At 42.2% G+C, this 21926-nt stretch carries 23 protein-coding genes; 8 read left to right on the top strand and 15 right to left on the bottom strand.

Annotated features, from left to right (window positions below; all coding sequences use genetic code 11):
- Nucleotide 1 precedes the first annotated feature (1 nt).
- Nucleotides 2-1012 carry an SMP-30/gluconolactonase/LRE family protein gene (locus POW22_RS09845; protein ID WP_272832498.1) on the bottom strand — a complete coding sequence of 337 codons (1011 nt, stop codon included), beginning with the start codon at nucleotides 1010-1012 and terminating at the stop codon, nucleotides 2-4.
- Nucleotides 1013-1075: 63 nt separating this feature from the next.
- Between POW22_RS09845 and POW22_RS09840 the strand changes: the two genes are divergently transcribed.
- Nucleotides 1076-1312, top strand: a complete 237-nt coding sequence (locus tag POW22_RS09840) for a hypothetical protein (protein WP_272832497.1) — start codon at nucleotides 1076-1078, stop codon at nucleotides 1310-1312.
- Nucleotides 1313-2728: a S41 family peptidase gene (locus tag POW22_RS09835; RefSeq protein ID WP_272832496.1), complete on the top strand. Its 1416-nt coding sequence runs from the start codon at nucleotides 1313-1315 to the stop codon at nucleotides 2726-2728.
- Here POW22_RS09835 and POW22_RS09830 read toward each other — a convergent pair.
- Nucleotides 2712-3944: a multidrug effflux MFS transporter gene (locus POW22_RS09830; protein ID WP_272832495.1), complete on the bottom strand. Its 1233-nt coding sequence runs from the start codon at nucleotides 3942-3944 to the stop codon at nucleotides 2712-2714. The genes POW22_RS09835 and POW22_RS09830 overlap by 17 nt on opposite strands.
- A gap of 116 nt (nucleotides 3945-4060) precedes the next feature.
- On the opposite strand from POW22_RS09830, the gene POW22_RS09825 reads away from it, so the two are divergent.
- On the top strand, nucleotides 4061-5710 hold the full coding sequence (locus POW22_RS09825) for a S41 family peptidase (protein ID WP_272832494.1): 1650 nt from the start codon (nucleotides 4061-4063) through the stop codon (nucleotides 5708-5710).
- 12 nt (nucleotides 5711-5722) lie between these two features.
- Here the strand turns inward: POW22_RS09825 and POW22_RS09820 are convergent, their stop codons facing one another.
- From POW22_RS09820 to POW22_RS09800, 5 genes are all read right to left on the bottom strand, one after another.
- Nucleotides 5723-6169: a hypothetical protein gene (locus tag POW22_RS09820; RefSeq protein WP_272832493.1), complete on the bottom strand. Its 447-nt coding sequence runs from the start codon at nucleotides 6167-6169 to the stop codon at nucleotides 5723-5725.
- Between the two features lie 14 nt (nucleotides 6170-6183).
- Nucleotides 6184-6486 (bottom strand): ribosome hibernation-promoting factor, HPF/YfiA family, encoded by a 303-nt coding sequence (gene hpf, locus POW22_RS09815; RefSeq protein ID WP_272832492.1) that lies wholly within the window; start codon nucleotides 6484-6486, stop codon nucleotides 6184-6186.
- A 159-nt stretch (nucleotides 6487-6645) separates the two neighbouring features.
- Nucleotides 6646-7317: a SusC/RagA family TonB-linked outer membrane protein gene (locus tag POW22_RS09810; RefSeq protein WP_272832491.1), complete on the bottom strand. Its 672-nt coding sequence runs from the start codon at nucleotides 7315-7317 to the stop codon at nucleotides 6646-6648.
- 10 nt (nucleotides 7318-7327) lie between these two features.
- The gene (locus tag POW22_RS09805) at nucleotides 7328-7666 is read right to left on the bottom strand and encodes a hypothetical protein (RefSeq protein WP_272832490.1); all 339 of its coding nucleotides are present in this window, start codon (nucleotides 7664-7666) and stop codon (nucleotides 7328-7330) included.
- On the bottom strand, nucleotides 7663-8139 hold the full coding sequence (locus POW22_RS09800; RefSeq protein WP_272832489.1) for an RNA polymerase sigma factor: 477 nt from the start codon (nucleotides 8137-8139) through the stop codon (nucleotides 7663-7665). The genes POW22_RS09805 and POW22_RS09800 overlap by 4 nt, the downstream gene beginning before the upstream one ends.
- 375 nt (nucleotides 8140-8514) lie before the next feature.
- Between POW22_RS09800 and POW22_RS09795 the strand changes: the two genes are divergently transcribed.
- The 3 genes from POW22_RS09795 to POW22_RS09785 all read left to right on the top strand — a co-directional run bounded on the left by POW22_RS09795 (nucleotide 8515) and on the right by POW22_RS09785 (nucleotide 12282).
- Complete coding sequence (locus tag POW22_RS09795) at nucleotides 8515-9213, top strand: hypothetical protein (RefSeq protein ID WP_272832488.1); 699 nt, start codon at nucleotides 8515-8517, stop codon at nucleotides 9211-9213.
- Nucleotides 9214-9247: 34 nt separating this feature from the next.
- Nucleotides 9248-10177: a LamG-like jellyroll fold domain-containing protein gene (locus tag POW22_RS09790; RefSeq protein WP_272832487.1), complete on the top strand. Its 930-nt coding sequence runs from the start codon at nucleotides 9248-9250 to the stop codon at nucleotides 10175-10177.
- A 173-nt stretch (nucleotides 10178-10350) separates the two neighbouring features.
- Nucleotides 10351-12282: a c-type cytochrome gene (locus POW22_RS09785; protein ID WP_272832486.1), complete on the top strand. Its 1932-nt coding sequence runs from the start codon at nucleotides 10351-10353 to the stop codon at nucleotides 12280-12282.
- Nucleotides 12283-12338: 56 nt separating this feature from the next.
- On the opposite strand, the gene POW22_RS09780 is transcribed toward POW22_RS09785, so the two are convergent.
- From POW22_RS09780 to POW22_RS09770, 3 genes are all read right to left on the bottom strand, one after another.
- Nucleotides 12339-13790 carry a nuclear transport factor 2 family protein gene (locus POW22_RS09780; protein WP_272832485.1) on the bottom strand — a complete coding sequence of 484 codons (1452 nt, stop codon included), beginning with the start codon at nucleotides 13788-13790 and terminating at the stop codon, nucleotides 12339-12341.
- Between the two features lie 87 nt (nucleotides 13791-13877).
- Complete coding sequence (locus POW22_RS09775; RefSeq protein WP_272832484.1) at nucleotides 13878-14759, bottom strand: helix-turn-helix domain-containing protein; 882 nt, start codon at nucleotides 14757-14759, stop codon at nucleotides 13878-13880.
- A complete protein-coding gene (locus POW22_RS09770; RefSeq protein ID WP_272832483.1) occupies nucleotides 14752-15417 on the bottom strand; it encodes a Rossmann-fold NAD(P)-binding domain-containing protein in 666 nt (221 codons plus the stop codon). Before POW22_RS09770 ends, POW22_RS09775 begins: the two co-directional genes overlap by 8 nt.
- 60 nt (nucleotides 15418-15477) lie before the next feature.
- Here POW22_RS09770 and POW22_RS09765 point away from each other — a divergent pair, with 60 nt between their 5' ends.
- Both POW22_RS09765 and POW22_RS09760 read left to right on the top strand, forming a co-directional pair.
- Nucleotides 15478-16284, top strand: coding sequence for a DUF1853 family protein (locus tag POW22_RS09765; protein ID WP_272832482.1), 807 nt, complete (start codon nucleotides 15478-15480; stop codon nucleotides 16282-16284).
- A 58-nt stretch (nucleotides 16285-16342) separates the two neighbouring features.
- Nucleotides 16343-16927 carry a hypothetical protein gene (locus POW22_RS09760; protein WP_272832481.1) on the top strand — a complete coding sequence of 195 codons (585 nt, stop codon included), beginning with the start codon at nucleotides 16343-16345 and terminating at the stop codon, nucleotides 16925-16927.
- 60 nt (nucleotides 16928-16987) lie between these two features.
- On the opposite strand, the gene POW22_RS09755 is transcribed toward POW22_RS09760, so the two are convergent.
- From POW22_RS09755 to POW22_RS09735, 5 genes are all read right to left on the bottom strand, one after another.
- Complete coding sequence (locus POW22_RS09755) at nucleotides 16988-17407, bottom strand: OsmC family protein (RefSeq protein WP_272832480.1); 420 nt, start codon at nucleotides 17405-17407, stop codon at nucleotides 16988-16990.
- A gap of 11 nt (nucleotides 17408-17418) precedes the next feature.
- Nucleotides 17419-18525: an alkene reductase gene (locus POW22_RS09750; protein WP_272832479.1), complete on the bottom strand. Its 1107-nt coding sequence runs from the start codon at nucleotides 18523-18525 to the stop codon at nucleotides 17419-17421.
- Nucleotides 18526-18527: 2 nt separating this feature from the next.
- Complete coding sequence (locus tag POW22_RS09745) at nucleotides 18528-19208, bottom strand: type 1 glutamine amidotransferase domain-containing protein (RefSeq protein WP_272832478.1); 681 nt, start codon at nucleotides 19206-19208, stop codon at nucleotides 18528-18530.
- Nucleotides 19209-19285: 77 nt separating this feature from the next.
- Complete coding sequence (locus POW22_RS09740) at nucleotides 19286-19858, bottom strand: Crp/Fnr family transcriptional regulator (protein WP_272832477.1); 573 nt, start codon at nucleotides 19856-19858, stop codon at nucleotides 19286-19288.
- 6 nt (nucleotides 19859-19864) lie between these two features.
- Nucleotides 19865-21751, bottom strand: coding sequence for a CocE/NonD family hydrolase (locus tag POW22_RS09735; protein WP_272832476.1), 1887 nt, complete (start codon nucleotides 21749-21751; stop codon nucleotides 19865-19867).
- Between the last annotated feature and the right edge of the window lie 175 nt (nucleotides 21752-21926).

Here is a 21926-nt window from a genome sequence, read left to right as displayed (position 1 = left end):
TTTAAGGGGTGTTTTCTGTGAATCTTGATTGACCAAAAACGTCTGCTTTTTGGCCTTTTACTCCAGGTTTATAGCTAAAAACAGATCCGGCTAGGGGATACTTTTCAAGTTCCTCATCCGTCATATCCACGCGTGCAGAAGTGATATAAAGTATATCCAGATCAGGGCCTCCAAAGGCTGCGGCCGTTACATTGTGTGCAGGCACTTCAACTTTTTGCATCATTTCACCCGTCTTAGAATTGTACTGCACAACGGCGTTTCCGTTCCAAAGTCCAACCCAGAGATTGTTGTTCTCATCTATGGCCATTCCGTCGGGAAAACCATCAGCTGGATCTACTTTGACAACTACGCGTTCATTGCTGATACTGGCGGTATTTTTGTCATAGTCAAATGCGCGAATTACTCCAGTTGGTGTGTCTATATAGTACATGGTAGTGGCGCGTCGGTCCCAAACAATTCCGTTAGAAATAGTAATACTGTCTAACATTTTTGTGGTGGTGCCGTCTGGTTGGATCTTGTAGAGATTCCCAGAAGCTTCATTTTCTGCCAAATTCATGCTTCCTACCCATAAATTCCCGGCAGGGTCACATTTGCCGTCATTGAAACGGTTCTTCGTTTCTTCTTTTTCCACATCAGAAAGGAGTTCCAAATCACCACTTTGAAGGTTGATCTTGTAGATGCCATCTTCTAAAGCAACTACAGCTTGTCGCGGACTATATGGCACCACCGTTCCTATTCTAGACGGAACCTTGAGCGCGCTATCTTCTTGAGTATCCGGAGAAAAAATATGAAGTTCTTTGTTGAGGATATCTACCCAATACAACTCTTGTGTTTTGGCATTCCAAACCGGACCTTCACCGAGTTCTGATTTGTTTTCAAAGGCAAGTTGAACGGCTTCTTTAGGAGGGTCTTGGGGTTCTTCGGAGGGTTTTTGAGCTTCTGATTTGCAACTTAAAGATAAGGTTAGGAGCAGTGCGCTGTAGCTCGATAGCCGGAGCCAATTTGGGATCATTCGGGTAGTTGTTTAGTTGTTTGCACTAAGGTATTCATTATTTTTAGGCTACAAAAACCAAAGATGAACAAGCAAAAAAAGCAGTGGTGGTTCAATGGAGTAGTGGGTGCATTACTTCTGGGAAGCGGTCTAAGTGTTGCCTTAGAATGTTCTCAACTCAAACACAATGGGGCCGACTTCTGGCTTTGGACGTTGGGAGGAACTGCCGGTATCGGTTTGGTTTTAAGCGGCGTGGTGCTGCTCATTAGAGCGGGGATCATCAACGAGCAACTCAAGGATCAATCAAAAAACAAAGAATAAATGAAATCAATCAAAATCTTAGGTGCTTTGGCTTTATGCCTATGCCTTGCAAATTGTGGCAACTCAGAAGAATCAACCAACCCCATGGACGGGGTTTGGCAATCCGTAGGTTATGGTCGAATAGTTAAAATAGAGCAAGGAGCTTTTAAATTGGCTCAGACTACGTCGATCTCTTGTTTACCCGTGCTTTCTGGGGATATTACCATGTTTGGGGATCAAATTTATGTGGAGAATGACACATTACGTCTGGACAATGGGATCAATCGGTATACGTTTACTCGTATTGACGACGCTCCTTTGATCTGTAAAAACCGAGACACCACAGCCTATGCAGATCCGGTATTAAATTTTGAAGTGGTGGCAGAGACCTTTAGAGATCATTACGCCTATTTTAAAGAGCGCAACATCAATTGGGATTCTACCTATGCCTTGTATCGCTCTAAAGTGACTCCGCAGACCACAGACGCTGAGCTTTACAACGTTTTGGAAGATATGTTGGACAGTTTTGATGACGGTCATATTGGGCTTTCCGCAAGTGATGAAGTAGAAGAAGCCGCCTACGCTTTGCGAGAGGCCGCTGAATCCGAAGAGTCAGAATCGGGGCCAACACCCATAAGCGGTAGACGTGTTAGAGACTCTATTGCCAACCACTACGTCAAAGACCTCAAGGTATCGACCTTTGGGTTCTTTCAATGGGGAAAGATAAACGAAAAGGTAGGCTATTTACAACTCAATCAGATGCTTGGTTTTGCAGATTACGACATTGAGCAAACGGATGATATTGAAGCTTTCTTTGAGCAGTATTTTGAAATGGCAGAAGAAGACATCAGTCATTCAGACAATGAAGTGGCCGGGATCAACCGTTTGTTTAACCAGGTCTTGGATGATTTTGAAGATGTTGAAGCCTTGATCATTGACGTACGCTTCAACGGCGGTGGTTCTGACGAGATCGGGATGGAAGTCCTGAGTTTTTTCAATCCACAACGCAAACAAGTCTTTTCCAAACAAGCTTGGTTTCAAGGAGCCTTGACGCCAGAGAATAAGGTCTACTTGCATGCCGGGGAGCGTCAAAGTACGTTGCCTGTTTACTTATTAATCTCTCCGGAGTCCGCTTCGGCCACTGAAATCATGACCTTGACCAGTTTGGAAATTCCTTCAGTGACGCGTATTGGAGATAGGACAGAGGGAGTATTTAGTGACATCTTTGATCGGGAAATGCCCAACGGAATGGAATTTGGCCTTTCCAATGAGGTTTATTATTCCATGAAGGGTGAAAATTATGAAGGCTTGGGGATTCCTGCTGATGTGGTCATGAACTACCCGAGAAGCCGCTACGTATTTTTCTATCAGGTCTTAGACGAGCTTAATAATGGCGGAGACACTGCTATTGAAGAAGTCCTTAAGTTGCATCAGTAATCGCTGATTTGTTCAATCCTTGTGGATTTTTACGCTTTAGGTAAAATAGTATCAGCAAGGCTACCAAAGAACAAATCGAAAATCCTATAAAAACAGGCAAAGCAGTATCTTTTAAGTAGCGACCAATAAAAGTACTTATGGGTACAGCCATTATAGTAGAGATAAAACCAGTGATAGCCGCAGCGATCCCGGCAATATGTCCTACGGGTTCCATGGCTAAGGCGCGCAGGTTTCCAAATAGAAATCCAATACACAAGAACTGCAATGCCATAAAGGCCAGCAAGATCTCAATGGATGGATTATCACTACCCATAAAGATCAAAACGTAAATAAACGACACCACAAAAAAGCCACTTAATGCAACGGTCACCAACTTTTCCATTCCAAAACGCAATACCATATTCGCGTTTGAGAATACGGCTAAACCAATAGCGATACTCAATCCCGCAAAGATGTACGGAAAGGCCTCTTTTAATCCGTATTGCTCTTGAAAGATCTGTTGGGATCCGCTTAAATAAACAAAGAACGAACCTGCAATAAGTCCGGAGATCACCGTACAACCAATGGTTACCGGATATTGAATGACTTCTTTGAATCCATCTTTAAAAAGATTCTTACTCATAGGAATCTTATTCTCTGCTTTTAAGGTTTCTGGCTGCCGCAGATAAAACCACAAACACACCACAGCGCCTATACCTAATTGAAAATAGAAGATGGCCTGCCAGTTATATGCGTCTAAGACGAGCTTACCAAAGGCTGGAGCAACAATAGGCACCAATAAGAAAACAACCGTTACAAAGGACATAATGCGGGCCATATAATCTCCGGAGTACAGATCCCGAATAATCGCAATGGCTATGGTTCTCGGCGCGGAAAGACCTATTCCTTGTATGATACGCCCTAAGATCATGACCCAAAGCGTATCGGTAGAAACACAGATAAAACTAGCTACTACGAATAGAGCAAATCCCATATAAACCACAGGCTTGCGACCCAAACTGTCCGAAAGCGGCCCAAAGAGCAGTGGCCCCAATCCTAAGCCCAAAAAGATCATGATTATAAAGAGCTGATTGTCGCTGGGATTGGTAGTGCCTACGTGGAATCCGATGATATCCAAAGCAGGGAGCAGTGCGTCGATGGCGAGGGCCACAATAGACATCAAGGCCGCCATCATGGCGACAAATTCCAGTTGTGATTTTTGCCTTCGTGTATTCACGCTGCAAAATTACTCCATTTGGCAGTAGGGAACTATTTAATTTGATAAGATCTGTAACAAATTGATTTCTGACTCACTTATAAGGCATCATTCATCAATCAACTAATTACAACACTATGAAAATTCAACTAAAACGTCTTTGGACTGGCTTGGGAGTCTTCTTGCTACTGATGAGTTCAGGACTAAGCGCTCAAAACCAGCTCTCCGCTTCACAATGGCAAGAAGATCTTGATTTTTTGCAAAAGACGGTTCACCAAGACTATCCCTTCTTATTTAAAAAGGTTACGGCCAAAAAGTGGGATGGGGAAGTAGCCCAACTCAGAGCACAAATTCCCAATATGGCAGATCATGAGGTCATGGTGGGGCTTTCTAGAATTATTGCCTTATTTGAATACGGGCATACCTACCTCAGTCTTAACGGAGGAAAGGTAGATTATCACAAGATCCCTGTGAATCTATATCAGTTTTCAGACGGTATTTTTATTGAAGGGACTACCCAAGGCAATGAAAAGGCCCTAGGCGCAAAGGTTTTGAAAATAGGTGAAAAGAGTATTGACCAGGCTATTGCTTTGATCTATCCAACGGTATCTGCAGAGAACGATCAGTTTTTTAAGGCTTACGGACTCAATGATTTGACCATTCCGGAGATCCTTCACGCCCAACGCATCATACCTGAACATACTAAAGATGTTGTATTTACCTTAGAAAAGGACGGGGAGGTGTTTACCCACACCTTTACCGCTGGTGACAAAGGCGCCATCAAAACGCAGTACAGTCTTATTCAGCCTGGAGATGGGCGCATCAGCGCGAGAGATCAATCCACCACACCATTATATCTGAAGGAGATCAACAAGATCTACAACTTTGACTACAATGAAGCGACAAAGACTGTTTATGTGCGTCAGAGTCAGGTGCAAGACGATCCTTCGCAAAAGAGCATCGCTGACTTTTATGGCGAAGTCTTTGATTTTATTGAAAACAACGAGGTGGATCGCTTTATTTTGGACGTACGACTGAACGGCGGCGGAAACAACTATTTAAACAAACCCATCATAACGGGATTGCTAAAATCTAAGGTGAACGAGGTGGGGAAATTCTTCTGTATTATTGGCCGCAGAACCTTTTCTGCCTGCCAAAACATGGTCAATGAATTAGACAATTACACTAATGTGATCTTTGTGGGAGAGCCTACGGCGGAGAATTTGAATTTCTACGGAGACAACAGAAAGCTATTGTTGCCCAATAGCGGTTTTACGGCCCGATTGTCTTGGGCTTGGTGGCAAGACAAGCCGCAATGGGAGAACCAGGAGTGGATGCCACCTAATATTGCAGTTGCAACCACGTTTGAGCAGTATGTGAATAACGAAGACCCTGTCTTAGAGGCTGCTATGGCTGATATAGGAGATGATGTTGTCTTGGATCCGATGGGGCACTTGACCCAACTTTTTATGGCTGGTGACTTGGAAAAGGTCAACAGTGAAGCTGCACGATTGGTCAACGACCCCATGCATCAATACACAGATTTTGAAGCGCTTTTTACGCAGGCAGGTTATAATCTGCTCAACAGTGATCAGGTACAAGGAGCCCTTTTTGTCTTTGACATGAGCAGTAAACTGTTTACAGATTCTACCCAGTTGTACTTAGGATTGGCTGAGGCACTAAAGGCAAGTGGCAGTTTAGAACAAGCTAAGCAAGTCTATATGAAGGTAAGTCAAATGGATCCTTACGGACCGCATGGAGAAAAGGCACGAAAGGCCCTTGAATAATAGCTATCACCATTAATTGGTGAAGCTCTCTTCTCGAGTGGTTGATTTGATACGCGGAGCTTCTGTATGCATGGTTTTTTCAAAGCCACCAGAGTCTACATTGATGAATCTCAATACCTCTGCTTCTTGCTTAATGATATGACATTCTCCCTGGTGAAACAGTAGTGGAAAGGCCAAGCTATCTGGATTCTTCTCTAAGATCTTCATGAGGTCATGCTGAGAATAATTTGCTGCAGGCTGCCCCTCAATCTCATAGAGGTCAACAACCTCATTGAGATCTCCAGGTAAAGAAGATTCAATGGCCGCCCAAAGCGTTTGACTGATCTTCTCTTGACTGATGTCTAAAGTGAGTAAGGCTTTTTTGGTTGCGGTGCACAAGGCGCGCACCCTGCGGTGCAAGCCGTGATTCCCGTTATAGATAAGTGTGATTTGTCTTTGATCATTGCTGAGTATGTGCATTGTTTGATTGGTTTTTAGTGGTTAGACGATTTGGCTTTATACTTTTCTAGTTGTACCAGGAGTTCATCGGTAGATTCTGCTACAGATTTCTGGAATTCGTTATTGATGGATTCTGCGAAGAGGGTAGTGCCGGGAAGTTCCACACGAATCCCTGCGACCATTCGGTCTTGCGTCTGGGAAGCGTCATTAACCTTGAAATAAACGTCAACTCCGGTAATGCGGTCGCTGCGTTTGATCAGGTGGTTTACTTTGGATTGGGTGTAGTTTTCAAGGACATCACTGGCCGCGACATCGTGGTATTCAAAATTGATTTTCATAGAATTGTTTTACTATAAATTACTCGAGAATCTGAGAATACAAAAACTTTAAAATAACTTTATAACAAAGTGTTAAAGCTTCGTTATAGCCTAGAAATAAAGAAAAAAAGCTGCTTTCCCTTGAGAAAGCAGCTTCTTTGTTTTTATGAATCTGGAGGATTAATTTTCCTTCTTCAAGGTGATCTCAATCACGCCATTTTCTCCGCGGGTTCCGTAGATGGCAATGGCGCTTTTTCCCTTAATTACAGAAATGCTTTCAATATTGTTTGGGTCTACCTTAGTCTTTAGTTGTTCCGAGTTGATCTCATAATCGCCAAACTTACTTTTTATGATATAGAGTGGAGTAGGACCAGCACTCTGCGAACCAGAGATTTGAAACTTTACCTTTTTCTCATTATTGATGTCTGTAGTGATGAAGAAGGGTTTTCTGTCGGTATCGGAGATCATTTCCTTAAGAATTACCTGCTGATCGGCTTTGAGTTCATTTTTGATACTCAGTAGGGTAAATAAGCGGGCGAGCTTTACTTCTGATTCTGCCTGAGTCACTTTATACATCTGGTCCATGGCTTCTTCAATAGCAACCTCTGACTTGCTGAGCATATCATCGAGTTTGGCCTTTTCTTCAGCCAATTTCCATTTGGCGTCTGTAAATTTCTTATTGCCCTCATAATAGTGAGCTTTGATGGCTTCCATTTGTTTGTCAGTAAGACTGATCTCGGTCTTGTACTTCATGATGTTGTCAATATCAAAAAGCTCTGTGGTCAGCGCGTCTTGTGCCTGGCTCATAAATCCAAAGGCAAATAAAAAGAGGAGGAGGGTGTACTTTTTCATGGTGTGTGTTTTATTCATCAAATTCTTGGATCAATACATCTGTGGCCGCTTCCCAACTAAAAAGTGAGGCGCTTTCGGTCATTAATGGATCCGTGGTTTCTGTTTCAGTTAAATCTAAATTCAGCGTCAATTCATCATTTACTGCATCTTGAGCGGGAAGAGGGTCGCTGTTTTGCAGCAAACCGATCAAACCTCCAAGAACCAATACAGCTGCGGCTGCATGATACCATTTAAAGGAGATCGTCTTGCTATTTGACATAATATCTTCCACAGCAGGAGCAGGAAAATCGACTTTATCTCGATTTCGCTCCGCAGTGAATAAGTCCCTTAATTCTTGATCTTCATTCATGATCGAATCGGTTTTAAATGTTGCTTTAAAGCCTCTTTACCACGGCTGTAATGAGTTCTTACGCTTCCAATACTGATGTCTAAGACTTCTGCAATGGCTGCAAGAGTCATATCGTGATAAAAAGCCAGCAACAAGACTTGTTTTTGACGCTCTGGCAATTGATCTAGAATAGGTCGCAGATTTGGTGTTTCTGCAAAAGAATCTATTTCCGTGGTCAATTGTACAGTTTCTAAAGCTTGAAATTTTCGCTGAGTTTTAAGATGATCAAAGGCTGTAAAACGAATAACAGAAAACAACCAGGTCTTAAAACTGGATTGTTCCTTATAGCGCGCTTTATTCTCTAAAATTTTCAAATATGTCATTTGTAATACATCCTGAGCAGAATCTGGTTGGTGCTTACACAATTGAAGCGCCCAGTAATATGCAGCTTCATGATGTTCGCGAATTAATGATTCCAGTTGATTCTTTTTCATCGGTTATCCCTTAGTCTTAAAAATAGGGCGCGTATATGACACAGCATTGAAGTTTTTTAAAGATACACGCTATATCTGGGATTTCCGAAGGTATTTAAAGGACTGTGAGGGAATACTCAAGTTATTCTATTTTACATAATATAAATTATGATACAATTATAGCAAATAACGTATAGCTACGCTATTTGGCATAATATCAGATATAACTTCACCTAAGTGAATTATATCGGCAGATATTATGACAAAGTTATTTGCGGTGGAATTATCGAAATTATTCTAACAGTCTCAGAAGTTAACTGGGATTGCAGTTTCTATTTGTGAGTAGCTTCTAGTATCTTTGGTTGACTCCCCATTAACTTAGCTTTTATTATTTACATGAAGTACAAATTATCTTTCAGTCTATTTCTGCTAGTATCTCTAACAGTTTTCGCTCAAGAAGATGAGCAAGATTCAAATCCATTACAGACCACCAGACAATCCTTCGGAGATTACCGCGGACTTAATATGACCGTAGGTTTTGTCAATCCTAAGACGCGTACAGAAGGATCTGCCTACTACTATGAAAATTGGGATTCAGAGGCCATAATTTACTTAAAAGAACAAGGTCGATATAAAGTTGAAAACGCCAACATTAATCTATATGATAATACCCTAGAGACTCTTTACAATGACAATAATGTCTTTACTTTTAATACCGATGAACTGCTACAGTTTGCCATAGATGGAAAGATATTTAGGCCTTTAGTTCAAGATGGAGAACTCAAATTATTTGAACTATTTTTTAATAAAGGGATAACGGTATACAAGCACTATTCTATCAGCTATACCAAAAGTTCTCCCAATCCAATGATCAATCGACGGACTAATAAATACATGCGTAGTGAGCGTTTTTATGTTGATATAAATGGATCTTTAGAGAAATTGAAATTAACTAATAGAGCTTTTTCCAAACTCTTTGCTACTGACGCGCTTTCGGCAGATGATATCAAAGCGTTCATTGAATCCAAAGATTTGTCTTTGAAAGAGGAAAACCAGCTTAAAGAAATTCTGGAGTTCATCGCCCAACAACCCTAGCTAAATAAGTTAGAGTAAACCAAACAATCCTTCCATGAACAATTCACCAATCAAATTCGCTTTCTCACTTTTGATTTTGTCAGGATCCTTAATCAGCTGTAAGCAAAACAAATCCGAAGAAAGTAGCAACACAACAGATTCAGAAACTGCAACTGAGCAATATTCAACAACTAATGCTCTAAAGGAATCCTTGACCTTTTACGCCTCTTTTGACTCCTCAGTAGATGCTGATTTTGCTTTAGGTGATCCTAAATTATATACGGTGCCTAACCGTCAAGCCAGAGATTCTGCTCGCGTCGGTTTGCACAAGCCTGATATTCGTCGAGAGGATGGTAAAGGGAAATTTGGAGCCGGTTTAGTCTTTACCGAGCGTAGCCCTGGATACATCTACTATCCCAGCGAAAACAACATCACTTACAATACCACCAATTGGGCAGCGACCATATCTTTTTGGCTCAAATTAGACCCAGAAACAGACCTGGAGCCAGGATATTGTGACCCTATTCAAATTACAGATTCTGGTTATAACGATGCCGGTATTTGGGTAGATTTCACCAAGGAGAACCCAAGGGATTTTAGATTAGGGGTTATTGGAGATCGTGAGGTTTGGAACCCGAATCCAGAAGGCCCAGACAATGAAAATCCTATATTTAACGCACGTTTGATCGCGGTAGAAAACCCTCCGTTTTCTGGTGATACTTGGACACATATTGTGATCACTTTTTCTGGCTTAAATACATCTGGCGGAGAGGCTTCCCTTTATATGAACGGGCAATTCAAAGGGAACAACCCCTTGCCTATTGCGCCTTTTACTTGGGATTATTCCTTGTCAAACATCTATCTAGGCCTTGGTTATATTGGCCAAATGGATGAGCTTTCTATTTACAGTCGTATGCTCAATGCGGAGGAAGTTGCGGCCCTGTATGGACTCGAACAAGGTGTTCAATCGCTATTGAAACAATAAGATAATCAAGGCTTTGCATGAAAAGCATTATCTTTTTGCGACCAAACAAAAATATCCTATCAATGTCATATTCGCGTCTTTGCCCAAGTAGCATACGTTCTATCATTTTATTAAGTTTTCTAACGCTAAGTATCTGGAGCTGTCAGGACAAGCCAGAACCTGCTAAACCCTTTTTGATTGGATTAGGAACGGGAATAGACAAAACCACGCTCATGGTGGATGATATTGATGAGGCCATAGCCATCTTTAGAGATACTCTTGGCTTTTCCATCCGAGGCGAAGCGAGTCCCGGGAGTTTTCCAGGCGCGATCCAGAAAGGTATTTCTCTGGGAGATCTGAGTTCTTTTCAACTCTTATCTAAAAAAGATTCTGTGGTATTGGATAGCACCATCCCCTTTTTGAGAAAACAAGAACTGAATGGTTCAGGATTTTTTGCCTTGTCAAGTTCAGCGGTTGATTCTGTGTATCGCGATCTCTCTGTTTTGGGTATGAAATTGGACACGGTAAAAGCTTACCGCGGCTCTTCAGAACCAGTAGAAGGTTGGTCTTGGGAAACCGGTGATGTATCCAATAAGAGCTTGGATTTCAATGCAGACTCCCCTCCTGCTTTTTTACCGCGATTTGAACAACAATTAGGCAGCGAATACAACGAGGTTCAGGACGATTGGAAAACTTACTATGTTTATACGCGCATGTTCAATAAACACGCTAATGGCGTGGTGGGAACTTCTGCAGTGAAGATCGCTGTAAAAGATCTGGATTCTATTTCCAAATATTATGACACCATGGGATTTGAGCCCTTGTTTAGAAACGATTCCATTGTAAAATACAGTGTATTTAGACATCAGGAATTGCATTTGGTTACCGCGGCGCAAGACAGCTCGGCCAAAGACTACTTAGATGAAAGAAATGACGGTTTGTATGCTGTAGAATTTGATGTGGAAAATTTAGATTCCACCTATACCTTCTTTAAAAAAGAACTGCCGGAATCAGCCCTTAGAAAAACAGGAGATCGCCTTATTGTTGGAGCTTCCTATGCGTTCGGTCTCCAATTGGAATTTGTCCAGGAGCCTGATTATCAAGCTGAAATGGCTAAGAAATTGACTCCTAAAGATTCTCTGGATCCCTTAGCTGTGGAACATGCCAGTGGTCTATACACCAAATATTGCGCTTTGTGTCACGGTGCAGATCGTGAAGGTTATGCCGCAGACAATGCTCCTTCCCTTAAATCTGAATCACTTTTGGGCAGTAGTAAGAATAACAATTTTATGCGCTACACCATTCAATTTGGTCGCGCAAATACGGCGATGGCGGGTTATATAAACAGTCAAGGCGGTCCTTTAGAGTATATCGAGGTTGAGCTATTACTGGAATATCTATATCAAGCAGCTGGTGTGGATAAGCCGATTGAACTCTCACGAGAACCCATCGCGGGAGATATTGCTCAAGGCGCCGAACTCTACGCAAAGAATTGTGCGGTATGTCATGGCGGCAAAGGTGAAGGCGTGAGCGCCCCTGCCCTTGCCAATCCTATGCTATTGGCAACAGCCACAGATCATTTTTTACGTTACGCGATCGCAGAAGGGCGTGATGGAACGCCTATGTTGGCCTTTAAAGATTCCTTATCCGAGACAAACATTGATGACATAACGGCCTTTTTAAGAAGCCGTGCTGCCGGTTGGGATGTTCCACAACGTTTGGACTCCATTGTGGTTCCTAAGCCAGAAGCTTATGTGCTAAATCCAGACAGTATCGCTCCTGAATTTACTTTGCGCGACGATAAATTTGTTTCTGCTGAACAAGTTAATGAAGCTTTATTGGCCGGAAAGCGCATGATCATTCTCGATGCACGATCTGAAGTCGCCTGGAGGCAGATGCATATTCCTGGTGCAATCCCGGTTCCCTACTACTCGGAACCCGATGAATTCATAGAAGATATTCCAAATGATGGCACACAAATTGTCATCTATTGTGCGTGTCCACATGCTGCGTCCAAGCGGGTTTTAAATACTTTGAGGCGCTACAATTATAAAAACACGGCTATTATAGATGAAGGTGTTTTGGTTTGGGCGCAGATGGGCTTTCCGGTGCGTAGTGGTAGTTAAACTACCTTAACCAAATCAAAAAAAAAGGAACACCTTCCGATGTTCCTTTTCAATGCTTACCACTTCCCGTTCTCATTGGCCCATTGCTCTTTGGGTGGAATTGGAGAGATAACATCCCAATGTTCTACAATGAGTCCATTTTCTAATCTAAATAAATCATAAAAAGCAGTAAGCTCGCCTTTACCAAATTTTCCTTCGCTGAGGGTAAGAACAAAGTTCCCCTCACCTAGCACTTTAACGAGTTTGGTGTACTCCATGACCAAACCGTTTTCTGCAAAGTATTTCATGGCTGCACCAAAGCCTTCTAAACCATCTGCTACTGCAGGATTGTGCTGAATGTAAGTTTCTGTACTGATATAGTCGGTCACCTTTTCCATTTGATGATTCAAAAGCACATCTGTGATAAATGCTTCAACTTTAGCTTTATTGGCCTCAGTCTTATCAAGGTCTGTGATTGCAGTAGCTCCATCGAATTGGGTATGCCCGCTAGGGTTTGGGTCCTGTACTTCAAGAAGGTTGTCCCAGTGTTCTACGATCAGTCCATCTTCAAATCGGAATACATCAAATCCCGCTTTAGGACCAAAGAAATCGTACTCCGTATGGGTGAATACATAATCTCCATCTTGGAATGCACGTACTACATTGGCTTTAAAACCACCTTCTGGCGCATTTTTCATGACTTCGCCAAAACCAGCCAATCCGTCTCCTACGGCTAGATTGTGTTGAATGTATTTTTCAGGGTTGATATAGCTTATCGGTGTGGTGTCTCCTGTATTGAAACTGTTCAATAAAGCTACTGTTTTGTCTTTGTTAGATAATTGCATGTCGTTAATATTTACGGTGTTTAGGGTACTGTAGCGTCCCATTTTTACTGTGGATTGATCCATCATACCCATAAAGTCCTGGGCAATGGTATTATTCATAAAAGGTTGTAAGGCTGCATCAGAATTGGCTTTGGTGTCCCAATAGATCACCACTACCCTTTCGTCATGCTTGTTTAGGCCACTGATGCGCTGAACAAACCCTGTTTTTGGGGCGGTAACTTGCTGCGCGACTTGTTGATCAATTTGCTCAAATGCTTTTGGGTCGGCAGCATTGTTAAGCTGAAAGCTCATGATCTCGATAAATTCAGATTTCTTACCGCTGTAGCCTTCAGGCATTTGATAACGAGCCATATTTATGGTCCTACCGTCAATCATGGAGGCGTAATCGGCAACACTTGTATCATTCATGAATTTGTCCATTGAGGCTGCCGCCTCTGCTTCAGATTCCCAATAGACCAAGACAACGAATTGCCCTTCTTCATTTAGGGCGCTTTGTCGTTTTAAAAATCCGGGTTGTTTGCTGGTGAAGGTATCTTCGACGGTTTCGTCTAAGGCAATGAAAGCTTCAAGATCTGCAGTATCATTGATCTTAAAGGTGGTTACTTCTAAAATAGGGCCTTGTTGTCCACAACTCAGTAGACTTAAAGCGATTAAGGTGATTAGTGTATGTTTTACGGTTTTCATAGTGTATGATTTAACTGGATACAAAGTTGTTAAATCACACAGGCTGAGGCGTTATCAATCTCAGGAAGAAAATAGTAAATCTCTAACCTAAAGCATATTCTTTCGGAATTGGGCAGGAGTGGTTTCGGCCTGCTTTTTAAAGAATTTGATCATGTTTGCAGGCTCATCAAATCCAGTTTTAAAGCTGATCTCTTTGACAGATAAGCTGGTGCTAATGAGCAACCTTTTGATCTCCATACAAACAAAATCATCAATAAAAGCTTTAGCGGTTTTAAGGGTAAGTGCTTTGACTACATCGTTTAGAAGCTTGTATGAAATGTAGAGCTTATCTGCGTAATCTTGCGCATTTCTCGTTTTAGTGTGTTGATTGTGAAGTAGTAAGGTAAATGAACTGAAGTGATTTAGCCACTGTTGACTCACTGTTGTTTGAGCATTTTGATCCTTAACACGTTCGGCCTTCACAAGTAAAGCGTGTAAGAGGCTTCTCAGCACTTCTGACTTGCCGAAAGAATTCTTCAAGTAATACTCGTTGTGTAATTCTTGTGCTAGTGGCAGCAGGCTGTCTTCTGCCATTTGATCCTGATGGATCACTGGAGATTCTAAATGGTAATTATATAACCGATTTAATCCAATTTCTGAAGACCCCAAATACTCATTCTCTAAATACTGATGGTTAAGGATCACAGCAAAACCTTTTGTTTTATGGATGGCTTGGGTAAAGTGTTGCACTTGCTCTTTGGCCACAAAAAGAATGCTCCCAGGTTTTAGGGTGTATCTATTGAAATCCAAGTAGTGTGTATAAGCACCTTCTGTGACAATAATCATTAAATAGAATTGGATCTTATGAGTTGCAAAGGGATCGTGATCTTTTGATTGTACTAATCGCTGGCTCATTTGAGCTATGCTCATCACCTCAATATCTAAAGTAACCGCTTCACGATAGGCTATTTTAGGAATACTTTTAGCCACTTGCTAAATTGTTGATGTCTTTATTCTCTAGATGCTTTAAAGGCTGATCTGCTGTAATGCTAGCGATCATTGCGGCTCCTAGCTTAGTAGTTGTCGTGATTTTGGAACTCTTCTTAAGCAAACCAAAAAAGGGACGCAGTAAAACATAAATGGCGTTGTACCAGCCGGTGCTGGACTTAATTCCGCGCTCTGGGATGATCATGCCTGGTCTAAAGGCATAGGCATCTTTAAAGCCTTTATCAAGAATATAATTTTCTGTTTTTCCTTTTACCCGAGCCCACATGACTTGCCCTGTAGCTGTACTGTCAGTTCCAGTTCCAGAGACGTAGTTGAAAACCATGTTTGGATTCAATTCATAAAGCACATCCGCAAAAATCTTGGTGATGTCATAGGTAATGGCAGAATACTTGGCTTCACTCATGCCAATGGCAGAAACGCCCATACAGAAGAAGCAGCCGTCGTATCCTTGGAGCATTACTTTGTGTGCTTCCAATTGCGTAAAATCGGGCAGTAAAAGCTCTTTGAGTTTTGGGTGAGACATACCCAAGGAAGACCGATTGATCACCAAGACCGATGCGATCTGCTCAGCATCTAGACACTCCAGAAGAACGCCCTTCCCTACCATTCCGGTGCTTCCGGTAATAATTACATCATGCATCTTGTAAATTTAAGGATTTAAAGAACGACCCTAAATAGAATTCCAATAACTTCGCTACAGATGTCCAGACAACTTCAGTTTACAGGTTATTTGAATACGCCGACACTATGGCTAGGAGAAGGCCCTATGGGATTGAATCAGTTGTATTTAAAAAAGCTGCCAACGCCGCGTTTTATACAGTCTCTTGATGGAAAATACCGCTTGGGAAATCTTGTGGAGCGTTTTGTGACTGCTGAGCTCAAAGAATACGATCACATCGAGATTCTGGCCGAAAACCTTCAAATACAGCGAGATAAACTTACCCTGGGAGAATTGGACTGTCTGCTCCGCATTGACGGGCGTCCTATTCATTTGGAGGTAATTTATAAGTTCTATCTCTATGATCCTCAGGTTGGCATCACAGCTTTAGACCATTGGATTGGCCCAAACCGTAGAGATTCTTTGGTTTTAAAGCTGAATAAACTAGCAAACAAACAACTTCCTCTGCTCTACAAACCAGAGACTGAAGCCTACCTCAATGCACTTGATCTCAAGGCTGATCAAATGCAACAATTGGTCTGCTTTAAAGCGCAACTCTATTTGCCCTTTGGGCAAGAGGTCAATGTAGCGCCTCTAAATCCTGAAAGTATCTACGGCAGCTATATTTCTTTTGAAGGGTTTTCCGCTTTTATAGGCTGCAAATGCTATTTTCCGAGAAAACACGATTGGTTGGTCAAACCCCACACCGCAGTGGATTGGGTAACTTTTGAGCAGGCTCAGGAACGTCTGCAAGAGTTTCATGAAAAACAATCAGCGCCATTGGTATGGATAAAACAGCCCAGTGGACTTATGGAGAAGGTTTTTGTGGTTTGGTGGAATCAGGTATAATTACTTGAATTTCTGATGGTTATTCGATCTATATTGCCCCTAAATAAATATCTACATCATGTACGCATACGATCAAGGGCAGTTCTTGCCAACTCTAATCCCCTTTAAAGACAATAACGGAAGCATCAGCTTTAAAGAACAGGCAATCAACATTCTAAGTAATGCTGTAATGGCAATATCCATGCAGGATCCAGAAGCGGTTTATATCACCTATTCCGCTAACTATTCTCAAACAGCAAACATAGAGAAGACCTATGCATCAGGTCAATGGAAAACAGGGGTCAACGGTTCCAACCAAGCATCGGTTATGCGTGAAATGGAAGACCTTATGGCCAATGATGACAAATACAAAGCCCTGCAAGGTAAAATGAAAATAGCCCCAATAACAACCATACCCAAAAGCACAAAACTGGAGGATTGGAAGGCGGAAATTCAGTCAGATTTAGACCGCATAAAAGGGTATCTAGACGGCAGTTCCATAGTTTTTGGTTGGATTAACCAAGAGACCGATCCACTCTATGCGCACGCTATTGATAGCCCTTCTGGGGTGATCGCACACTTCCCAGATGAGATCCACAATTTGGTACAAAACACGCTAAGTCAATATGCGAAAGACTATCCGTCTATGCCTGCTCCAAAGTAAGGCTTGAGGTATTGCCGGTTACAATCAAAAAAAAACAGCTCTTTTGAGCTGTTTTTTGTCTTAATTCTTCAAATTGATCTGCAAGCCGATCTCTGCTTTTAGCACTTTTGAGATTGGGCATATTTCCTTGGCTTTATTGGCGAGTTGATTGAATTCTTCGGCGCTGATGTCGGGTACTTCAGCCGTTAGATCCAGATCAATATTGGGTATGTTGCCGTCTTCAAAATGAATTGTGGCGTTAACATCAAGCGTGTCGGCGACAAATTCAGCCTCTTGCAATAAAAAACTCAGTTGCATAGCAAAACAACCGGCATGAGCCGCTCCCAGTAGTTCTTCTGGATTCGTTCCTGGGTCGCCCTCAAAGCGCGTTTTGAATGAATACTTTGTGTTATCTAATATAGTGCTAGGCGTGCTCAGTGTTCCTGATCCGTCCTTACCACTGCCCTTCCATTGGGCTTTTGCGTTTCTTGTGAATTTCATTTTAAGTTTTTTTATGAATTAACGGTTTCTTGTGCTAATGGATAATCTGTATATCCTTTTTTCCCTGGGGTGTAAAACGTGTCTTCATCCCATTCGTTCAATTCGAGATAATTTTCATAGCGATAAACCAAATCTGGATTTGAAATGAATGGCTTCCCAAAGGCTACTAGATCAGCAAATCCATCTTCGATGATCTTGTTTCCAGTAAATTGATTGAATCCAGCGTTGATCATCAAAGTACCTTTGTAAATCGGTCTAAAATGTTTGGCCACTTCTGTCACGGCAAATTCGTGATCCGATACATCCGTAAAGGGCTCTGATAAATGCACATAGGCCAAATCATAATCGTTTAGCTTATCCAAAATATATTCAAAGGTTGGAATACTTTCTTGATCTAAGGTCATTCCAAATTGACCGTGCAAGGAAGGATTAAATCGCGCTCCGACGGGAAAATCCGGTAATTCCAGTTTAATTTCATCCAAAATCTCAAAGAGAATTCGCGCCCTGTTTGGGATGCTTCCGCCATAATCATCGGTTCTAATGTTGGTAGTGGCAGAGAAGAATTGATGCAACAAATAGCCGTTGGATGAATGGATCTCAACACCATCAAAACCAGCTTCTTTGGCGTTTATAGCCGCTTGTTTGAAATCTGCAATGGTTTGCTTGATCTCCTCAATACTCATGGCTTTTGGAGTCACAGTATCTTTGAAACCGTCTGGCGTATACGATTTTGCCTCAGGATTTATTGCCGATGGCGCTAAGGGTAATTCACCTTTATGAAAATCTGGATGCGACATACGGCCCACATGCCAGAGCTGTAAAAAGATCTTCCCGTTTTGTTGGTGGACCATCTCAGTAACTTGCTTCCAGCCATCAATCTGAGCCTGAGAGTGAATTCCCGGCGTATTGATATAACCAACGCCACGCTCCGAAATCTGTGAGCCTTCTGTAATAATCAGACCAGCAGTTGCTCTTTGCTGATAATATTCTCCCTGTAAGTCTGCTGTTGGGGCTTTTTCAGGGTTGTCTGCTCTACTTCTGGTCATAGGGGCCATCACTATGCGGTTGCTCAGTTCAAGGCCGTTTTCTTTAAAAGGTTGTAATAAGGGTTGTGACATGCTTATGATAATTTTTTGTTGAGTAAATGGGCTACTTTTTCTGAGGAGGCAGGGTTTTGACCAGTAATGAGAATACCGTCTGCTACCGCGTAGGGTTGCCAATCGTCAGTTTTGGTATAAGAACCTCCGTTTTCTTTGAGCATGTCCTCTAAAAGGAAGGGAACAGCATCGGTCAGGCCAACTGCTTCTTCTTCCGTGTTGGTGAAGCCGGTTACTTTTTTATCCTTTACCAAAGGTTCTCCTGAGGTATTCTTTACATTTTTCAGGACTGCTGGCGCATGACATACAAAAGCCACGGGCTTATCGGCTGCTGCAAATTCTTCAATAATGTTAATAGATTGGCTGTCTTCTACCAGATCCCAAAGCACTCCGTGCCCTCCAGGATAAAACACGGCATCAAATTCCGCAGGATTTACATCATCCAATTTTTTGGTATTGGCTAATTTCTCTTGGGTTGCTGAATCCTTTTCAAAACGCTCTGTGGCCGCTGTTTGAGCATCGTCCGTTTCACTGTTTGGGTCAATTGGTGGCTGTCCTCCTTTTGGCGAGGCTAACGTTACTTGATGCCCGGCATCGGTGAGTTGATAATAGGGAGCTGCGAACTCTTCGATCCAAAACCCGGTTCTCTTTCCGGTGTCTCCCATGGAATCGTTTGAGGTAAGTACAAATAATATGTTTTTCATAGTAGTATTTTTTAATGATACCCTATGATAAACAGCAGCAATCAGAATTCCATTGACCTATATCAATTAATATAAGTTTAACTTTTGAGTTTTCTGCGTACTCTGCTTAAATTTTCTGCACTTACTCCGAGATAATTTGCAATCTGGTAATTGGGAACTCGAGTTTCTATATTGGGATAAGCTTCACAAAACTGCAAATAGCGCCCTTTGGTTTTCAAGCTCAGGCCATCTAAGATTCTTCTGCGTTGCGCAATAAAGGCTCCGGTGATCAGTATTCTAAAATAACGCTCAAATACAGGCTCCTTCTCAAAGACTTCTTGTAAACTGTTGTAGTCTATAGCCAGCAATTCAGAGTCCTCTAAGGCTTCTATAAAGAACTTCCCGGTACCGCCATTGTAAAAAGCATCAAAATCACCCAACCACCAATTTTCAATGGCAAACTGAATGATATGCTCATTCCCCTTTTTGTCTAGGTAATAGGTTTTCAAACACCCCTTTAGGACAAAATACTCGTGTTGAACTTGTGTTCCGGGTTGTAACAAAAACCTCTTTTTAGAGATCGCAATCCGTTGCAGTTTACTCGCAAATAGATCAAGGGCTTCATCAGAAGCCTGAACGAGTTTTAAAACGTGGTTTTTTAAAGAATCCAAGACCGTTTATTTCCCTCTAATTGGCAACTTAATATTTGACGGATACTTGCTGGAATGGTGAATGCTATTGGTAGCCACAACCCCTTCTGACTCGTCATAATTGTTTCCGCCGGTATTTAGATTCCTTGCAAAGCGCGGGAAGTTACTGCTGGAGATTTCTATACGGATTCGGTGTCCTTTTTTAAATAGGTTACTCGTTGCCATAGGAGTAAGATCCAATTGATAGACCTGTCCTTCCTCCATAAAAACCTCTTTGTCATAACCTTCACGGTAACGGGCTCTTTGAATGGTTTCATCCAAATTATAAGCACGACCATCAGGATAAACGTCAATGAGCTTGATGGTGAAATCAGTATCTCTTGCGTCCGAAGAAACATAAAGCGTCGATTCTATAAAACCTGTTACTTCAGTATCCTCAGTCAACACTTCAGAGGTATACACCAAGATGTTCGGGTTCTCTTCCATAGACTGCTGATCATAAGCCCCGCCTTTCACGGCATTGCCCGTACAACAGACGTTTCCACCATAACTCATTACAGGGTCCATAGGGTCATAAGTAAAAGTATCCGGATTGTCTTTTCTCGGTTTTTTGGTGGTTAAAACCCCATCTCCATTTAAGGTATTGGCGCTTCCGCCACTGTTTAAATAAAAAGTAGTGAGTTCACTGTCTTTGGGTGGCCATTGCTCTGCAGCCTGCCATTTGTTACTTCCCATAGTGTAATACTGAACCCTAGGCGTATTGGCTTTAAAGCCGGTCTCCTCTCCCTTTAACCAGAAATCCCACCAAGCGTAGATCTGTTCATCATAATTTAAACGCGCATCACCAACTGGGCGCTCACCTACTATGGTATTCTCTGTGGCTCGTGTGTAGGCGCAATGCAGCGTTGGTGCGATCACCAAATACTGATTGTCTCTAATATCAGCGTCTTTGGAATTGGCTCTCACATGATTGAACAAGGCTAAATTTGGCGTAATGGAAACATCATACCAACTGGCAAACCAGAAGCCTGGAGTATTGATGTCCATGCTATCGTGATACAAGCCGCCTTCATACCATGCCGGGTCATTGGGTTTTCTGCGGATCATCTTATCAAAGATCTCGCGTTTTCCATTGATGTTCACCAAAATATCTTGAATCGGCAAATGACTAAGTGCTTCTGCCATATCTACCGGTGGATTTTCTGGAGCTAAATCGTAAAATCGTGAAATACGGATCAAATCCTCTTGCGTAGCTCCCGCAGGAATTCTCGGTTTGAATTTATCGTGTTCTACACTGTATAACCAACTAAAGAACAACATCTGCTCCACACCTCCGCGGTACCAGTTGCCTTGTTCTGTGATGTCCCCAATTTGCCCTACACCAGCTCCATAACCTTGAGGAACCATTGCAAAATGCGCTGGGTGATCCAAGGCTGCAACCGCCATTTGCCATTCGGCTGTCGACGAACAGCCATAAGTTCCTATCCTGCCGTTAGACCAAGATTGCGCTTTCATCCAACTAAAGGCATCATAACCGTCTGTTAGTGGAACTCCAAGGATATCCCATTCTCCTTCTGAGTAATAGCGCCCACGTTCGTTTTGAACCACGTAGGCATAACCGCGTTTCACGGCTTCATAAGCGCGTTGTGCGGTTCTGGTACGCTGCTTTCCATCGCCCCAAGAATTAAAATTATAAGGTGTCCTAGAAAAGATGATGGGTACGGGCTGGTCCGTCTTGGGCCTGTAAATGTCCGTCGCCAAACGAACTCCATCTCGCATGGGCATCATGACCTTTTGATCAATAATGGCTATTTCTTCTAATTTTTTAAGAACATCATCATCCTGAGCTACAACCCAATGAGGTGTTAGTAGCAAAAAGAAAAGAAGACTCGAAATAAATGAGCTGCGAGACATGTGAAGTGATTTTTGGTTAGTGCATTAAAAATACAAAAAATGAACCCTCCTTTACCGTCAAGGTTTGTCTTTGATTAGCAATTATCTCAGCGTAATTGGTAAATCGCGTGTTTCTACGGATGCATCCCGAAAAGCTATCACCTAGTTTAGCCTCATATTTCAAAGTGAAATCCCC

This window comes from Gilvibacter sediminis (genome assembly GCF_028561565.1).
Classification (GTDB): Bacteria; Bacteroidota; Bacteroidia; order Flavobacteriales; family Flavobacteriaceae; genus Gilvibacter; species Gilvibacter sediminis.
The sequence above is the reverse complement of the archived record's forward strand: the minus strand, read 5'-3'. Positions and strand labels throughout refer to the sequence as shown.

Excerpts from the sequence above, each read along its gene's own strand:
- POW22_RS09845 (WP_272832498.1), bottom strand. The coding sequence starts at position 1,012 with ATGATCCCAAATTGGCTCCGGCTATCGAGCTACAGCGCACTGCTCCTA.
- POW22_RS09840 (WP_272832497.1), top strand. The coding sequence starts at position 1,076 with ATGAACAAGCAAAAAAAGCAGTGGTGGTTCAATGGAGTAGTGGGTGCA.
- POW22_RS09835 (WP_272832496.1), top strand. The coding sequence starts at position 1,313 with ATGAAATCAATCAAAATCTTAGGTGCTTTGGCTTTATGCCTATGCCTT.
- POW22_RS09825 (WP_272832494.1), top strand. The coding sequence starts at position 4,061 with ATGAAAATTCAACTAAAACGTCTTTGGACTGGCTTGGGAGTCTTCTTG.
- POW22_RS09820 (WP_272832493.1), bottom strand. The coding sequence starts at position 6,169 with ATGCACATACTCAGCAATGATCAAAGACAAATCACACTTATCTATAAC.
- hpf (WP_272832492.1), bottom strand. The coding sequence starts at position 6,486 with ATGAAAATCAATTTTGAATACCACGATGTCGCGGCCAGTGATGTCCTT.
- POW22_RS09810 (WP_272832491.1), bottom strand. The coding sequence starts at position 7,317 with ATGAAAAAGTACACCCTCCTCCTCTTTTTATTTGCCTTTGGATTTATG.
- POW22_RS09805 (WP_272832490.1), bottom strand. The coding sequence starts at position 7,666 with ATGAATGAAGATCAAGAATTAAGGGACTTATTCACTGCGGAGCGAAAT.
- POW22_RS09800 (WP_272832489.1), bottom strand. The coding sequence starts at position 8,139 with ATGAAAAAGAATCAACTGGAATCATTAATTCGCGAACATCATGAAGCT.
- POW22_RS09795 (WP_272832488.1), top strand. The coding sequence starts at position 8,515 with ATGAAGTACAAATTATCTTTCAGTCTATTTCTGCTAGTATCTCTAACA.
- POW22_RS09790 (WP_272832487.1), top strand. The coding sequence starts at position 9,248 with ATGAACAATTCACCAATCAAATTCGCTTTCTCACTTTTGATTTTGTCA.
- POW22_RS09780 (WP_272832485.1), bottom strand. The coding sequence starts at position 13,790 with ATGAAAACCGTAAAACATACACTAATCACCTTAATCGCTTTAAGTCTA.
- POW22_RS09770 (WP_272832483.1), bottom strand. The coding sequence starts at position 15,417 with ATGCATGATGTAATTATTACCGGAAGCACCGGAATGGTAGGGAAGGGC.
- POW22_RS09765 (WP_272832482.1), top strand. The coding sequence starts at position 15,478 with ATGTCCAGACAACTTCAGTTTACAGGTTATTTGAATACGCCGACACTA.
- POW22_RS09760 (WP_272832481.1), top strand. The coding sequence starts at position 16,343 with ATGTACGCATACGATCAAGGGCAGTTCTTGCCAACTCTAATCCCCTTT.
- POW22_RS09755 (WP_272832480.1), bottom strand. The coding sequence starts at position 17,407 with ATGAAATTCACAAGAAACGCAAAAGCCCAATGGAAGGGCAGTGGTAAG.
- POW22_RS09750 (WP_272832479.1), bottom strand. The coding sequence starts at position 18,525 with ATGTCACAACCCTTATTACAACCTTTTAAAGAAAACGGCCTTGAACTG.
- POW22_RS09745 (WP_272832478.1), bottom strand. The coding sequence starts at position 19,208 with ATGAAAAACATATTATTTGTACTTACCTCAAACGATTCCATGGGAGAC.
- POW22_RS09735 (WP_272832476.1), bottom strand. The coding sequence starts at position 21,751 with ATGTCTCGCAGCTCATTTATTTCGAGTCTTCTTTTCTTTTTGCTACTA.